This is a genomic window from Vibrio sp. 1CM8B (assembly GCF_023161685.1).
Lineage (GTDB): Bacteria > Pseudomonadota > Gammaproteobacteria > Enterobacterales > Vibrionaceae > Vibrio > Vibrio coralliirubri.
On sequence record NZ_JALNTU010000007.1, the window covers coordinates 97,245 to 113,714 of the forward strand.

Annotated in this window: 12 protein-coding genes and 1 pseudogene; 11 read left to right on the top strand and 2 right to left on the bottom strand. The window is 44.0% G+C overall.

The genetic code is table 11. The features are described from left to right. Positions 1-62: 62 nt before the first annotated feature. Positions 63-782: a GntR family transcriptional regulator gene (locus tag MSG36_RS15300; protein ID WP_050621277.1), complete on the bottom strand. Its 720-nt coding sequence runs from the start codon at positions 780-782 to the stop codon at positions 63-65. 392 nt (positions 783-1,174) lie between these two features. Beyond that, a pseudogene (locus MSG36_RS15305) lies at positions 1,175-4,348 on the bottom strand (HD domain-containing phosphohydrolase). Between the two features lie 372 nt (positions 4,349-4,720). Between MSG36_RS15305 and tssI the strand changes: the two are divergent. The 11 genes from tssI (at position 4,721) to MSG36_RS15360 (ending at position 16,464) form a co-directional block, all read left to right on the top strand. After that, positions 4,721-6,703, top strand: coding sequence for a type VI secretion system tip protein TssI/VgrG (tssI, locus tag MSG36_RS15310; protein WP_248368706.1), 1,983 nt, complete (start codon positions 4,721-4,723; stop codon positions 6,701-6,703). A 60-nt stretch (positions 6,704-6,763) separates the two neighbouring features. Next, positions 6,764-7,324 (top strand): hypothetical protein, encoded by a 561-nt coding sequence (locus MSG36_RS15315; protein ID WP_048606891.1) that lies wholly within the window; start codon positions 6,764-6,766, stop codon positions 7,322-7,324. Between the two features lie 9 nt (positions 7,325-7,333). Further along, entirely contained in the window at positions 7,334-7,633 is a 300-nt protein-coding gene (locus MSG36_RS15320) for a PAAR domain-containing protein (protein WP_017110734.1), read from the top strand. 219 nt (positions 7,634-7,852) lie between these two features. Beyond that, positions 7,853-9,313, top strand: coding sequence for a type VI secretion system ImpA family N-terminal domain-containing protein (locus tag MSG36_RS15325; protein WP_248368621.1), 1,461 nt, complete (start codon positions 7,853-7,855; stop codon positions 9,311-9,313). 32 nt (positions 9,314-9,345) lie between these two features. After that, a complete protein-coding gene (locus MSG36_RS15330) occupies positions 9,346-9,867 on the top strand; it encodes a type VI secretion system tube protein Hcp (protein ID WP_017110736.1) in 522 nt (173 codons plus the stop codon). 19 nt (positions 9,868-9,886) lie between these two features. Then, complete coding sequence (gene tssB / locus MSG36_RS15335; RefSeq protein ID WP_009846607.1) at positions 9,887-10,390, top strand: type VI secretion system contractile sheath small subunit; 504 nt, start codon at positions 9,887-9,889, stop codon at positions 10,388-10,390. Further along, positions 10,390-11,868, top strand: a complete 1,479-nt coding sequence (gene tssC, locus MSG36_RS15340) for a type VI secretion system contractile sheath large subunit (RefSeq protein WP_248368624.1) — start codon at positions 10,390-10,392, stop codon at positions 11,866-11,868. Before tssB ends, tssC begins: the two co-directional genes overlap by 1 nt. Before the next feature lie 38 nt (positions 11,869-11,906). Continuing rightward, entirely contained in the window at positions 11,907-13,301 is a 1,395-nt protein-coding gene (locus MSG36_RS15345) for a type VI secretion system contractile sheath large subunit (RefSeq protein ID WP_248368627.1), read from the top strand. Next, positions 13,301-13,723, top strand: a complete 423-nt coding sequence (gene tssE, locus MSG36_RS15350; RefSeq protein WP_048606902.1) for a type VI secretion system baseplate subunit TssE — start codon at positions 13,301-13,303, stop codon at positions 13,721-13,723. The genes MSG36_RS15345 and tssE overlap by 1 nt, the downstream gene beginning before the upstream one ends. Further along, positions 13,716-15,467, top strand: coding sequence for a type VI secretion system baseplate subunit TssF (tssF, locus tag MSG36_RS15355; RefSeq protein ID WP_248368630.1), 1,752 nt, complete (start codon positions 13,716-13,718; stop codon positions 15,465-15,467). Before tssE ends, tssF begins: the two co-directional genes overlap by 8 nt. A gap of 64 nt (positions 15,468-15,531) precedes the next feature. Next, positions 15,532-16,464, top strand: coding sequence for a type VI secretion system baseplate subunit TssG (locus tag MSG36_RS15360; protein ID WP_248368632.1), 933 nt, complete (start codon positions 15,532-15,534; stop codon positions 16,462-16,464). Positions 16,465-16,470 lie beyond the last annotated feature (6 nt).

The following is a 16,470-nucleotide window of genomic DNA, read 5'->3' on the forward strand; positions in this document are numbered from 1 at the left end:
TTCGTGACTACTGATGTTTAGCTCTCGCCAGCGAAGAACCGCTAGCAAATACCAGTCGCCTGTTAATCAAGATCTTTGGATTGAATTTGTTGTTCTATAAGTAATCGGCTTCCCGAGATGTGTCGTCGCATTAGCATTTCTGCTAGCTCTTCATCACGATTACGAATCGCTTGTAGGATGTATTTGTGTTCATCGAGCGCCTCTTTGGGACGAGATTGTGCTCTTGGCGATTGGTAGCGATACATGCGTAATAGGTGATAAAGCTCGTCACACAACAACGAAATGAGTTTGCTGTTACGACTCGCTTTGATAATGCGGTAATGGAAATCAAAATCCCCATGTTGATGAAAGTAAGAAGACCCTTCGACTTCATCGATGTGCTTTGAGTGTGTCGACAATAATCCTTCAAGCCCGACAAGCTCTTCTTGTGTGATATGTCGCGCTGCTAAGCGAGCCGCCATGCCTTCCAATGCCTCTCGCACTGCGTACAACTCGAGTAGTTTGTCTGCCGAAAACGTAATAACTCGAGCTCCTACATGAGGAATGCGTTCGATCAAGCCAAGCCCTTCAACACGCATTATCGCTTCACGTAGTGGACCTCTGCTTACCTCAAAGCGTTTAGCCAGTTCAGGCTCCGAGATCTTACTGCCTGGTGGTAATTCACCGTTAACAATCGCCTCAACAAGATACTCAGTGAGGTTTTCTGATTTAGTGTTCTCTTTGTCGCTCACACGCGTCTTAGTGTTTGCACTTAAGCTGAGATCTTTTATCGCAGTATTCATATTCACGCTGCTCACTTCTGATTGCTGAACCTTAATTGTCAACAATTCCATAACATGAATATAAAATACACGATCAAATTGTCGACAATCAAGCCAATTGTCGACAATTTAGACTAAGGTAGTATTTTTCATAGACGATAAAAACTCACCTAAAAAGACACCAGAAGCAACTTAACCACTTGTTATTTATAACTTTAAACAGATTAACAACCACTAACCCGATAGCTACCCTAAAATCATTTAAAATCGATGTGTCGACAACTTATAGCCAACCTTGTCAAACGCAAATCCCTTTGTGTCTATCCTCCTGCTCACCGATAAACAGATATAAAAAAGGCGCACTCATGTGCGCCTTTCATTCATCGAACCCGTTCTAACAAGCCAACCTTTAATCAAGCTATCTGACGAGTAACTTCTAGGTATTTGTTGATATCAACGAAATCAATTTGTTCCGGCTTCAAATACTCTTCTGCATAACGCAGGTGAGTACCGCTGGTTAAGAACAATCTAAACAGCTCGATATCGAGATGCTCGTCTAATGCCATTTTGTACATGATGTCGACAGCAACACTGATTGGCTTCGCCTTTTTATAAGGCCTATCCGCAGCGGTTAACGCCTCAAAAATATCGGAGATAACTAGAATACGTTCTGGGATTGAAAGGTCATCACCAGTCAGTTTCCTTGGATATCCCGTACCTTTGAGTGTTTCATGGTGCGTCGAAGCATAGCGAGGAACACGGCTTAGCTCTTTCGGGAATGGCAGATTCTCAAGCATCTTAATCGTGCCAAGCATGTGCTCGTTTATCTTGAATCTATCTTCAGCGGTCAACGTGCCGCGTGCAATACTCAGATTGTAGACTTCGCCTAGGTTGTATAAGTGCTCAGGTACATCCATTTTGATTTGATGTTTCGGGTCAAACTCTAACGGTCTATCTCTTTTCACTATATGCTCTGCTTTATCACTTAACAGTGGCTCTGTCGCAGGTAAGCTCGAACTCGGTTCTCGATTTAACGCCTCTACCGGCGATAAACCAAGTTGATCATCAAAGTTACGTGTCCAAGTCGTCTCAGCTATCGAGCGAATGCGAGCAACTTTGTCATCACTCATGAATTCACCACCAACGTTCGATGTCGCGATAAAAGCAAAGTCATCTTGTAGCTGTTGTTTGGTTGTCGCAAGCTCATCGGAAATTTGCTGCGTTGTTAGCGTACCTTCAAGTTGCTTTCTCAAAGCGGTGATTTCCGCATCACGCCAAAGTACTTCAAATCGAGTTCTCACCTCGTGAATTCGGTTGTAGTTCGCTTCTAGCTTCGTACCTTTATCGACGATGTGTTCAGGTGTCGTGATCTTGCCACAATCATGGAGCCAAGCCGCAATTCTGAATTCACGACGTTCATCATCATTTTTAAACTCAAAATCTTTGAAATGATCGGACTGTGATTTCTCAGCCGCATCAGCCAACATCAAGCCGAGTTCTGGTACGCGATTACAATGCCCTGCCGTATAAGCGGATTTATCATCGATAGCTTGGGCGATAAGCTTGATAAACGACTCCACAAACGCCTCTTGCGTCTGTTCATGTTGTCTAATCTCTGCCGCCATGCCTTTCACTGCCACAGACAGTTCCCACACCTCTTTGATTCGCGTATTAAGCACAGACACATTGTCGTAATCACGCTGCCTAATTTTTTGCGTTTCGGCTTTGAGTTTACGGATCGGTCGAACAATAGGCGCACCAAAGATCCAAGCCACTGGCAAGGTTAGGCTCATAAGAAGTACCGTCACACCAATAGACGTAGCAACTCGTTTGTTTACCGCGCTGTAGATTTCCGCTTCCGGTATCGCAACGGCAAAATATTCAGAGTAGTGCTCGCCCGTTTCAATCTTTTTCAGATACAGACGCTTAGGTTCTCCATTGAGCACAATTTTAACCATTTCGCCTTCGGCAGTGGCTGTCGCAGTCCGTTCATAAAGCTCAGTATAAGGAATGGTTGTGCCTGTATTGAGAGCATGATGATGAAACCATTTTTGTGACAACACTGCTTTTTGTTCATCAGTGAGTGCGCGAATGGCTTGATTTAGGATTGGTAATAGCTGCTAATGTTTGTTCTGCAACACAATGTGGAATTGATTTGGATAATTGGATTTAAGATCCAACAGCACTTCATTAACTTTCAATCTTGCATGGAAAAACTTATCCAATGAAAATTCCAACACAGGCTTAGCGTCGAGTACTGCAAAGCTCTCACCACGATCAACAGCATCAAATGCCAATTCCATACTAGGAAACTCAACAAGCTCTATATTTGGGAAATCTTTTCTGAGTTGAGGAATAACCGACCACCCAGATAAAATCGCCACCTTTTTGCCGCTGAGATCTCCATAGTTTGAGACAGTTTGTGCGTTTTCTCGCGTGACGACAGAGAAAGGCAACTCGTAGATAGCATCCGTATATAAGCCTTTTACTCCGTTGCTTTCGTAATTCTGAATAGAGTGCAAACCATCGATGCTACCCTCATGAAACTTGCCCGTTAGCTTTGCCCACGAAAAGCCATTAACAAACTCGAATTTAACGCCACTCATTTCACTGATCATTTTCAGAAGATCAATCGCATAACCGTGTGGCTGTCCGGATACTGCAAAATCCATTGGCCCCCAATCGCTTTGGTTAGAGAGTAACAAAGGAGGCGTGTTCTCAATGACAGCTTGTTGCTGAGCAGACCAATCGATTTTACTTGTCTGAGGGAGTGCATGTTTCGCTTCAGTGTCTCGATTAGACGCAATGATATTGCCCGATTTAGAGTACAGAAATGACTCAACCTGACTGTCTTCATCTAAACCTAACGCACTCGCAGATAACTTACTCGCTAACGAAGACAACACGATATCAATGCCGATTACATGTTGCATGTCACCAACGGCCTTTGATTCAAAAGCTAAGGAATAAGTTTGTCCCGTGATCTGAAGATGCTGGAAAAGATAAGGCTGTGTTTTCTCAACCGTCTCTGTATTCGCGGAAACATACCAAGGCCGTGTCGTAGGAAAGTAATTGCTAGGTTCAGTCTTTGAATCTCTGAGGTTAAACTCAAGGTCGTAATACTTAGTCGTGCGGATACGACCTGCTTCCCTGTCGCTTATCTCGATCACCACCCAACGGTCTGAGCGATCGGCACCAATTTTTTCTCTAACAAAAGGAGAGGATTCCAGATTGATAATTTGGAAGAAGCGTTCGTTAGAAGAACCTATATAAATACTGTAAAAAAGAGGGTTATCTTTTATCGCTTCTGAGAGGATCCCACGCGACTCTTCGCGAGAAATTTGATGACTAATAGAGCGATGCACTGAAGAGAGTAAGCGAGCGGTATTTATCGCATCTGAATCGACGTTGCCGATATAGTCGCTTAAATCCTGAGATACCATGGTCAACTTCGACAAGGTATGCTCGGTCACCATTTTCTTACTGAAGTAGTATTGAAGTGAAACCGCGACGACCGCCGTCAGCACTGTCGCAAGTAAAAACATCCCTCCAACGGTAAACCGCAACGAGATTTTTGTGTTTGCCATTATTCTATCCTTGAATAACCACTAGCCCAGAAATGTAACATGCTAGCAATATTTATATTATTACTACGGCATACTATCTCTAGCAACACATTATTCTATATATTATTCAAGATCTCCCTATATCCCCTTCTACGTCGCAATATCATTGTATTTAAATGACATTTAACAATATAAATCAGCTGCCAATTACCATAATTAATTTAGTGGTATTAGTTTTCATAAAATGGAAACACCTCACGCCTTTGTTGTCAGGCTTATTATATTATTTACTTTATGCTATAAATTTAGATATAAAATTTTAACATTAAGTCAGTTCGTTAGTATCGACATAACCTTATGTCAGAACATCTTCGAGCATTATCAGGCGAGCCTATGACGGATAATTTCTCCCCTTCTGCCAGCACTATTGTGGCAAAAGATTCTAAAAGCAACGAGCATGCAGTCAGCGATTTTGCTATTTCTGAGTACTTATCGAAGCCTTTTAAAATCGAACTAACCATCATCTCAAAAAACTTTGTCATCGATGATCAATTGGGGCAAAAGCTCTCTATTACCCGCTTCGTTAATGACACCGATAATTTGACCACTACGCGAGTATTCAACGGTATTGTTACGCAGGTTCAATTACTGGGTATGGACGGAAACCTGCAGTACTCTAGTTACCGCGTCACTCTAAGGCCTTGGTTCTGGTTACTGAAGCACACCCACTCTTTCCGCGTTTATCAAAACCAATCAACGAAAGACATCGTTTCAGACGTATTGACCCAAGCTGGCTTCAGTGGCTCATATAAGACGGGCACCATGCCTTCGTCTAAACGCGAATATTGCGTTCAATACGATGAAAGCGACTTTGATTTCGTAACACGCCTGCTCGCAGAGGAAGGCGTTCACTACTTTTTCCAACACAGCGATTCCGACCATTTAATGATGCTGCAAGATGCGCAGAGCCCCTTTCAAAAGTCGGATGCTAGCAAACTCGACATGATTGAGGTCCCATCAGGCAGCAATCCATTAATCAACAAATGGATGCCACAGGGGCAATTTCATGGTGCTAGCATTGAGCTAACCAGCTACGACTACTCACAAACCAAATTGGTGAGCAGTAAAGAGAAGAAATCCAGCCATAAGATCGCCAACAATACCAAATTGACCAAGCAGTTTTACCCTAACCTTGGTATCACTGGTGGCATGGAAGATCTCGCTAGCAACCTAGTCAAAAGGCGAATAGAACAGCTCGAACAAAGTTATCAAACCGTTGAAGCCGAAGCTCAACACGATTCATTTGAATTAGGAACTTGGTTCTCATTATCTTCCCATTTAGATAAGTCTCAACTCGGCGATTATCTGGTCACAGAACTTCACATTCGATACAACACAGATAATCACTGTGAGACCCAACTTACCCTTCTCGATACATCAATTCCGAATTATCCGTCACCGAGAGACAAAGCCAAAATCCACGGTCTGCAAAGTGCGATTGTCGCAGGCAGTACGGCAGGTGAAATCAATCAAGACGATCAAGGCCGCGTGCGTATTCAATTTCATTGGGATACCGAAGCCTCTGGCGACAAAACAAGTTGCTATGTGCGTGTCGCTCAGATGATGGCAGGCAGCGGTTACGGTGCTCAGTTTATTCCAAGAGTCGGACAAGAGGTATTAGTCAGCTTCATTGATGGCGACCCTGACCAACCGATTATCACAGGAAGCGTTTATAACAGTAAAAATCCGCCACCTTACAAAGAGGCGAACGCCACAAAAACAGGCATTAGCACTAAGTTGAGTGGATTGGCGAATGAGCTCTATTTCGATGACAAGAAAGATAATGAGCTGTTGTACATGCACGCGACCAAAGACTTCACCAAAGAGGTCGAGAACAACCTGACGGAGACGATCAAAGGTGAGCTGATTCAGAAAACTACTAAGCAAGTGACCGTTTCAACTGAAGATAACTACACGCTTAGCTCGGATAAAGCGATCAGTGAAAAAGGCAAATCCATTTCACTTGAAGCCGATGACAAGATAGAGCTGACCGTTGGGTCAAGCAAGATCACCATGTCTTCATCTTCAATCAGTATCGAAGCCAGCAACATTGATATCAAAGCCAGCAGTGCGCTCAATCTTGAGGGGATGAACGTGACCAGCAAGGCTACATCTGCAAACAAGATCTCCGGTGTGACGACTGCTCTAGAAGCAACGAGCTCCAACAGCATTAAAGGCCTCAGTGTCGCGATTAAAGCCGATACCACCCTCTCAGCTGAAGGTTCATTAAGTGCCGAGTTTAAATCCGGCCTAAAAGGCACTTTCGATGGTGGCGTAATGGGTGAGTTAAAAGGTGCGATTGTTAAGGTGAATTAGCGAGTTCAAATCGCCACCACTTAAACGATGCCGCAGTACAAATTTAGGTAGAACGAAAACATGTATAAAAAGATTCCGTATCAGACAGGCCGACAATTGCTCGATAGGTTCTCAAGCTCTGATGAAGCTCAAGCGCTGATCGATGAAGAACTCAATATTGATGACTCCATTGAAGCGTTGTTGGAAAACGAGCTCTATTTCGATTTGGTTCAGTTTCTGGCTCACGGGCTACCGGTTCGAGAAGCCATTTGGTGGGGCGCGCACACGCTCGATGCGAGAAATGACGTCTGGTCTGCAATGCAAAAACAATGTATTTCCACAGCCAAAGCTTGGGTCAAATCGCCATCAGAAGAGCAAAGGCGCAAGAGTGAACTATTCTCTAATAAGCTCAAATTAAATTGCGGGCCTTCTTGGTTAGCCCAGGCCGTATTTTGGAATGGTTCTGGCAGCATTGTGGCACCTGATTTACCCAATGTACTCCCAGACCCTTTTCTATATTCGAAAGCGGTAGCAGGCGCGATAAACCACTCCGCAGCACTGCCCAATTGGGATAAAACCGACGAGTACTATAAGAAATCTATTGGTATTGCTCTTGAGCTTGCCAAAGGCAGTAAGGCATAGGAGTTACTGATGACGTTAGCCGCACGATTAACTGACATGCACGTTTGCCCAATGCAGACACCCGCTGTTCCGCCGATCCCTCACGTAGGTGGGCCAATCAGTGGGCCCGGAGTACCAACAGTTCTCATTGGCAATATGCCAGCCGCGACGCTTGGGGACATGTGCGTATGTGTCGGGCCTCCAGATAGCATCATCAAAGGCAGTGCCACTGTGCTCATAATGAGTAAACCAGCAGCACGCATGGGAGATACAACCAGCCACGGCGGTACGATTGTTCTAGGTATGCCAACTGTGATGATTGGAGGCTAAATACCTTACTTTTCATGAGGTTTCAAAAAACCGTGACATCGGTCCACTTTCTTAGATGAAGTTCAAAGTTTTGAGTAAATATATATTTTGCATGAGACTTTTCACGAAAAAGCTCTAGAATTAATAAATGTTAACAAGTGTTTACGAAACATAAGGATTATGTATCAAATATGACACTTTGGTGCGATCAGGATAACAATAGATTTTTACAGGATGTATATGACAGAAATCGCTCGCCTACTTGTTCCAATCTCGGATGAAGAGCCTTCAGGCTCTTATTTAAAGTTAGATCGAAGTGCCTATCGCAGTTTGAGAAACGTTTACAATAGCGCTCAATCCTCATTTCGACAGTTGGTTGAAACGCCTGATGCATCGTCTGATCCCGCTATCGTCGATGCCAATACAGACAACTGGGCTGAATTAAAAAAGATTTCAGAAGAAACGCTGACCTCACAGTCCAAAGACTTAGAGATATTAGGTTGGTACATCACAAGCCAACTTTTTACTTCTCAACCATTTCACAACCTTGCGAATGCTATCCCGGCTTTAAACCTTTTCATCGACCAATTTTGGGATACGCTAAACCCTATGCTTCCGGAAGCTAAACTCAAAGCTTCTGACGATGCAGGGAAAGCAAAGGAAATCACTGAATTTAAAACTAAACCCCTACTTCAACTCGTTGGTGAGTCTGTTGATTCAAGCTCCGTTTATATTCCTTTTCAAATGCTTGATTTTTGCGCGGGCGTTACTTTTGGTGATTACCTCACTGCTGAGCGTAAAGGCAATATCGCAGAGCTAAAAGAATCAGCGTTAGGCTCATTTGATGGAAGTGTTTCAGAAACACTCTATCTACTTGCGAGTATTTTTAGTGAATTAGAGATTGCAGAGAAAAACTTAGCTGAAAAATGCCAAGCTGTTGGTGCGACCGTAATCAGCTTCAACTTCATTAAGACAAACGTACGTGACTTAATTAAAGCGATACATTTCCTTGTTGGAGAAAAATTCACTCCTTGGCCGTTGGATGACAACTTCCACGTTATCCAAAATTCAACAGAAGCACCTCAGCAAGAAGATTCGATACATTCGGCATCCCAGCAAGCAAGTGATACCCCTATTAACTCAAGTTTAACTACTGAAACAAGCCAAAAATCAGGGGCAACTAACCAGGTAAACCAAGGTAACGGAAGCGTGGCTAGTGACGGACAAGCACTAAGCAACTTTGCCTCTCAAAACCAAACTCAAACGATTGTTCAAAACGTCTCGAGCATCAACGGCATTGTTAATCGCGATCATGCGTTTCAAGAAATTAGAAAAATCGCAGAGTACTTTAAAGAAACAGAGCCTCATAGCCCTATTGCATTCTTACTCGAACGTTCAATTCGTTGGGGCTACATGAGCTTCCCAGAGTTACTCCAAGAAATGGTTGGCAATGAAAGTGTCATCGCCCAAATCAATCAAATGACAGGAATGGACAACCTAGACAAAACCGATTTGTCCGGAAAGTCCGTTCCAGTAATGACTTCCGCTCCGGAGAGAACTCCGGTAGCAACACCGACTATTGAAGAGCCAGCGGCAGTATCGCCAGTTCCTGATAGTTCAAATAGTACGACAGATACAAACCAAACATCTGAACCGACTTCCAACTCATCATCGAGCAGCCTGCAAGATTTTGAGTGGTAAAGCACATTAATGCGTTGAGCAAGGAGAAAGTAATGGCTTCTATTTTTATGAGAATTGATGGTACGACACCAAAAGGTGCAGCAACGGTAGAAAAGATCGGGGGTAAAGATGGATTCTTTGCACTTGATAGCGTTTCTTGGAGTGCAGTACGTGGTGTCGGTATCGATGTAGGTAATGCAAACAATGCGGACCAAGGTATGGTTGCTCTTGGTGAAGTCAACATGACTCGTGGCTGTGATGGTGCAACACCTCATCTAACCACTTTCTTATATGCGCCGGGTCCAGAAGGTCGCACTGTTGAAATCGTTATGACAAAACCAAACCGTGAAGGTTCTGGTGCTGATCCATATCTGATTCTAACGCTTAAGATGGCTCGTATGTCTAGCTACAACATGTCTGGCACAGACGGCTCACTTCCAAGCGAGTCTTTCAGCCTAACCTACACAGAAATTTCTAAGGCTTACTACATTGAAGCAGACGGCGGTAAGATCGAGAAAGGCCCTGAGGTTGGCTTCGATGCGACTACAGCTAAAGTTACTTCAACTGCTAAGTAATTAAACAAGGAGAGTTACCGTGGCACTAAATTCCCAACATAAACGCGTAAGTAAGAACCGCGTAAGTATTACCTATGACGTTGAGACTAATGGCGCTGTAGAAACCAAAGAGCTCCCTTTTGTTGTTGGGGTTATTGGTGACTACTCTGGCCATAAGCAAGACAAAGAAGAAGTGGAAGATCGTACCTTCTATAACGTTGATAAAGACAACTTCGACACTGTAATGAAGCGTGTTGGCCCTGAATTATCCCTAAAAGTAGACAATGTACTTGCCGGTGATGACAGCCAGTTTGAAGCGAGCCTTAAGTTTGACTCGATGAAAGATTTCGAACCTGAAGCAATTATTGAACAGGTTGAACCGCTTAAAAAACTCGTCGAAACCCGTAATCAACTGAAGGTACTTCTTTCTAAAGCTGATCGTTCCCGCGATCTAGAAAAGCTGCTTAAAGAAGTTCTACAAAGTGCAGATACGATTAATGCTCTTTCTGATGAGCTTGGCATTAAAGAAGAAGGAGCTGAGTAATGAGTACTGAAACTGAGAATCAAGCGCAACCGGAAGCAGCGGAAAGCTCACTGAGCTTCCTAGACCGTGCGATTGAAGCAACCACTCAAACTCCTGCAGACACGACAAAAGAACTGTTTTCTGTACTTACAGAGCAAGCTCTTTCTGGCACCGTGACGTGGGATAAGAACGTTACAAAAACAATTGAAAACGCAATCTCAGAGATAGACAAGAAGCTATCTCAACAGTTATCTGAAGTCATGCAACAAAAAGACTTACAGAAGCTTGAAGGCTCTTGGCGTGGTCTACAAAAACTCGTTAAAGAGAGCGAACTTGGTCGTGATCTAAAGATCAAAATGGTCGATTACACTCAAGAAGAGCTGCTTGATCAATTTGAAGATGCACCAGCGATTGACCGTAGCCCATTATTCAATGCGGTTTACCAAGGTGAGTTTGGTACCGCAGGTGGTGAACCTTACGGCACATTCATCGGTGATTACGAGTTTAGCGCGAAAGATGAAGATGTTGCCCTACTTCGCTACATGGGTGAAGTTGCTGCAGCGTGTCACGCACCATTCGTGGCCGCTGCCAATGCTGAGATGTTCGAGTTTAATGACTTCCAAACATTCTCTGAAGGCAAGCCTGTTGCTGCAGGTTTCGACTCTCCGGCTTACGCTGCCTGGAATTCATTCCGTGAGAGTGATGATGCTCGCTACGTAACCCTAACACTGCCACGAACTCTTGCTCGCCTACCTTATGGTGACAAAGGTTTGAGTACTGATGTCTTCGCTTATGAAGAGCTTGGTACTGATATGGATGGTAACCCTAAGCCAACCAGCAATGATCAGTTAGTTTGGTCTAATGCTGCGTACGATCTGGGTCTTAAAATGACTCAAGCTTACACGGCTTCAGGTTGGTGTACGTCTATTCGTGGTCTGGATAACGGTGGTAAGGTCGAGAACCTTCCAAACCTAACGTACAAGTCTGAAGCGGGCGACCTACTTCAGCAGTGCCCAACAGAAGTTAACCTAACGGATGAGCGTGAGAAAGAGCTATCTGACCTTGGTTTCCTTCCTTTGGTTCACTACAAAAGCTCTAACTACGCTGTGTTCATCGGTGGTCAAACAACTCAGAAGCCTAAAACCTTCACGGACCCAGATGCAACGGCAAACGCGGCAATTTCAACTCGCCTGCCTTACATCATGGCAAGTAGCCGTATCGCCCACTACCTGAAAGTAATGGGTCGCGACAAGTTAGGCTCGAATCTTGAAGCTCCGGATATCAAACGAGAGCTGCAACTATGGATCGACCAATACACCAATGCAGGTGCCATTGGTAATGAGCAACGTGCAAAAACCCCTCTTTGTGAATCTCGCATTGAAGTGGTCGAGCAACCTGGTAAGCCAGGCGCATATTCAGCTGTCGCTCATCTAAGACCTTGGTTACAACTTGAAGAATTGACGACCTCAGTTCGAATGGTTGCTAAGATTCCAGGCTAATATGGATTTGGCCGGAGCAATCCGGCCAAAAATTTTGTATGAAGTTAAATACAGAATGGCAAAACAGATTCAATCAATTAGATGACACAGATAATACCTTTATGAAAGAGGCTTTATCTCTGTTATCTGAGCTAGACAAACACTCCTTAAGCTCTAAATCCTCACTAATTTCATTGATATCAACACTTATATCAACAATCGATTCCAAACTCAGTTTACAGCTTGATGAAGTCCTCCATGAACCAGAGTTTCAAAAACTGGAACGCAACTGGTTAAGCCTTCAGCAGCTTGTTTCCCTACCCGTCAGTTACCAAAGAGCGCATGTAAAACTGCTCGATATGAACTGGGCGGAGATCTCTAGCGACGTCAATCAAGCCTATTCCACCAAATCCAGCGACTTGTATAACAAGATCGGCAATAACGAACTGAATACCTTAGGTGGTCACCCTTTTGGTTGCATCACCTTTAGTCATCCTATCTCGATGGACATCGATTTTGATGCCGACTACGACGATCTGTTTACCGTAGAACTGTTAGGCAAATTAGGCGAAGCAACACTCTGCCCTATGTTGTTTTCACCCGTAGCATCCTTCTTTGGTGAGAGCGGTGCCGATTGGTTATCTGATATCGAACGTATCAATAAGATCCTCTCCGGCCCCGACTTTAAAGCGTGGCAGGATTTACGCAGTAAACCGAGCTCTCGCTTTATTGGCATGGCGCTACCACAAGTCCGTCTGAGAGACGCATACAAGAATCGACGCGCTGGCTTCATTTACAACGAGCAAGGTCAAGGTGCTTGGGGATTAGCCAATATGGTACTGGCTACCACTATCATGCGAGAGTTTCACCGCGTGAACTGGTTTGGCTTCCTAAAATCCCGTTGGAACGACAAGCTGCAAGGTGCCGTCGTTAACCTACCAACGAATCACTATTTCGACAGCCATCTGCAGAAACCGGTGACGGATATCAGTTTGTTCGGCCAACTGTCGAACTTCTACGCTCAAAGCGGCTTTATCCCATTAGCGAAGAGCCCTTTGACCGACAAGTTTTACTTCAATGGTAACAACTCAATTTGGCAGTGCGGGCAAAACGACAATGACAAAGTGCTCACGCAGATTCAAACCACACTGATGTCTTGCCGAATTGCTCATTACCTAAAAGTTCAAGTAAGAGAGATGATCGGCAGCTTCAACAACGCCACCGAGTGTGAGTTGTTTTTGACCCATTGGATTGAAAAGTTCTCGAGTAACGTTTCATTTGCTAATGAGGAAACCTTATCCAAATACCCACTCAGCTTCGCCAAAGTGAGCGTGACGGAATCGAGTTCTCAAGCTGGCAGCTTCGCTTGTACTCTGCGCATTGTTCCTCAATATCAATTTGATTATTTCAGTGGTGAAGTGGTGCTGACCACCGACCTAAATGAGGTGGCGTAATGAGCTTTTGGAAGACCTTTATCAGTGATTCGAAGCCCTATCAGGACGCGGAGATTGAAGACATCAAGTTCCATCTCACCAAGCTCCTTGAAGCAGAGGCATCATTGACAGATATCGATAACAGACTGATAGAAGTCAACCGCTCGAACTTAAAGTTTGGTATCGAAGATATTCAATTGCTGAGTGCCACTCTAGAAAAAACACAACTGACTCTACGTATTGAAACGTGGATAAAAAGCTTTGAGCCACGACTCCATGACATCTCGGTAGAGCTTGGAGAGCGCAAAGAGGGTGACAACTCACTATCGTTCAACATCATCGCCAAGGTTAAGACAAGCCATGGCGAACAAGACCTTATCTTTGACTCCAAAATCGCATTAAGTGACCTAACCACCTCATTAGAAGAAGATAACTATGACTGAACCTATTATGCGTTACTTCGAGCAAGAACTGGCTTTTGTGCGCCGTTCATTAGGTCAATTCGGTCAGGAATACCCGACGCACGCTGAGAAGCTCAATATTCATCAAGGGAAGATTGAAGACCCTAGCATGGCTCGTCTATTAGATGGCGTCGCGCTATTGAATGCTAAGGTAGAAAAGAAACTATCAGAGCAGTTGCCTGAGGTCATTGAAGGTATATTAGGAGTGCTCTATCCTTCTTATATACAAACCGTTCCTAGCGTTGCTTATCTTGAGTTACTCGCAGAAGAAGGCCCGATTGAATCGAGTACTTTGCCAAAGGGTTCGCTTTTCTCAAGCACAAACACCAAAAACGAATGTCTATTTAGAACAGTTGATGAACTCAAAATAGCGCCGTTTAGCTTAGGTAACATCAAAGCGCTAAGCGCCCCGTTTAGCTTCAATAGACCCAAATCGGCGAATCAAAGCTCAGCGGTCGTTCAGATCTCACTGAACACTGGCGACCCCGAAGTACATTTCAGCCATTTAGAACTGAATGACCTCGACTTCTTCGTCAAAGGGTTTGAAAACAATGCAGACTCTCTAGTCGAACTTCTTCTCAATAACACCTTAGCGATTTCTATCTCAGACAACGAATGCGCTCGACATGTCACCATTGACAGCCACCAGCTTAAAAATCGAATCAGCGATCTCGAGTTCAAGTTTTTACCTGAGCATGGTAATCAATTCACGGGCTACCAACTGATTAACGAGTTCTTCTTTTTCAAAGAGAAGCGACAGTTCTTTAGGCTTAAGAACTTTGCAGATTACGCAGGCCAATTTGATGAGTCAGAAATCATCATTAACTTGTTCATGTCGTCATTGCCGTCAGAATTTATCCGCCTATTCAATAAAGATGTTTTCAAGTTAAACGTAATGCCAGCGATTAACTTGTTTGAGCAGACAGGCGAACCTATTGCGTACGATCACAGAACCCTTTCAGTTCCTGTCAATGCCGACGCGCACAGCGACAACAATATTGAAATCATCGAAATTCAGAAGGTGTATGAAATCACGCCTAACGGTGAAATACCGTTAGTTCCTCTTTTTAAAGAGAAATACACCCACAATCAGCAATATGACTACTGGCAAAGTAAACACAATCTCTTTGGTGAAATGAGCATCGCAATCTCGCTATCTGAAGCGCCAGAGGCTGAATTTAGCAAGCTACTTGGTACTCACTTGTTGTGTACAAATGGCAAGCAAGCGTGTGGCGTAAGCGGCACTCTGGAATGTCTCGAGAGTATTGATTTACCCGGTGAGTTTTCACCTATTTATCCGCCTTCGGCACCCATTACAAAGGAAGTCGACCAAAATATCCATTGGGAATTCATTAGCTTACTGAACACCAACTTTTCATCACTGGTGCAGTCTAGTAATCCGGTAGCAGACCTCAAGCATATGTTGAGTTTGTGCAGTCGAGAACAAGTATCGAGCGCTGAAATTCAAATGATTCACTCGATCACGTTTAACTCTCAAGTGTCTGCGATTCGCGTTCTGGGCAAAAACGTATTCTCTCCAGGAACAGAGATTGAACTCACACTCGATGCAACCTCACCCTACTTGGCGTTTGCAGATGTACTGAATCGCTTCTTCCAACAATTTTGTAGCTTTGATCGCTATATCCAACTCAAGATCCGAATCTACGGACGAGATGGTGTCGTTAAAAAGTACCCTAAGATTCACGGTAGTCAATTGTGCTTATAACTCAGCGAATATCGGCAATGATGCGAACTGAAAGTAACCAGCGCTTAGGCTGCAAGGGGGATATATGAAGCCTTTCATCAAAGACCTAGCCGCTCAGCCTGAAAAGTACGACTTCTCTCAGGCAATGAGGCTATTGGAGCAGCTTCAGTCCCAAAGTAGCGCGCCGATACAGATCCAATTGAAATCGGAGGCGATGCCGACTGGCAACCCTCAAGAGATCCAATACTTCTCGTTAAAGGGGAACAAAGCCAAACTCAGATTGGCAAAACAAGCGCTCTCGGGCGTTAAAGGCGTGATACCTAATTACATATACGAAGAGTTGTTAGCCGCGATCCACAATGAAGATCATTCGCTGCAAGATTTTCTCGACGTATTTAATCAACGACACTTTGAAATCACCTATCGAACCAATGCTCGACGTTGGCTGCTCGTTGAAAGTGAGCAAAACCCAAAGAAAACAGCATTATTGAACCACTTTGCTGCGCTTGGAAAAGAGCACAAAGAGTACCTCCAATACTCACTACTGCTAAGCCAGCAAAGCCGAAATCTGACGACTCTGAAAAAGATTTTAAATGACTTCTTCCCTTACTCCATCGAGGTGGAGTGCAAGGCATTTGAACAACGTCTATTACCGACCGACTCGTTAACTCGCATCGGTGTTAATCGAGATTTTAACAGTCGCTTAGGGCAAGGTTTTTTGGTCGGCAAAACCTGCCTAGCTCATTTCAACAACTTGAGTATTTTTGTTACCCCAAAGAACAGAAATGAGTTCCTCGAGATTCAAAAAGATGACCAATTTGCAAAAGCCGTGCTGTCTTTGACTCAGCACTATTTAAAAGACAGTACGCCTGTTGCCATTTATCTGAACGTCAAACGTTCATATTTAACCAAACCCCGTTTATCAAGCAAGGTTTCTATAGCCGCTCGTTTAGGTGAAATTGACTACCTTGCACCTGAGCGTAACCCCAATGAAACCGTAAAGATTTTGCTTTTGTAGTTCATA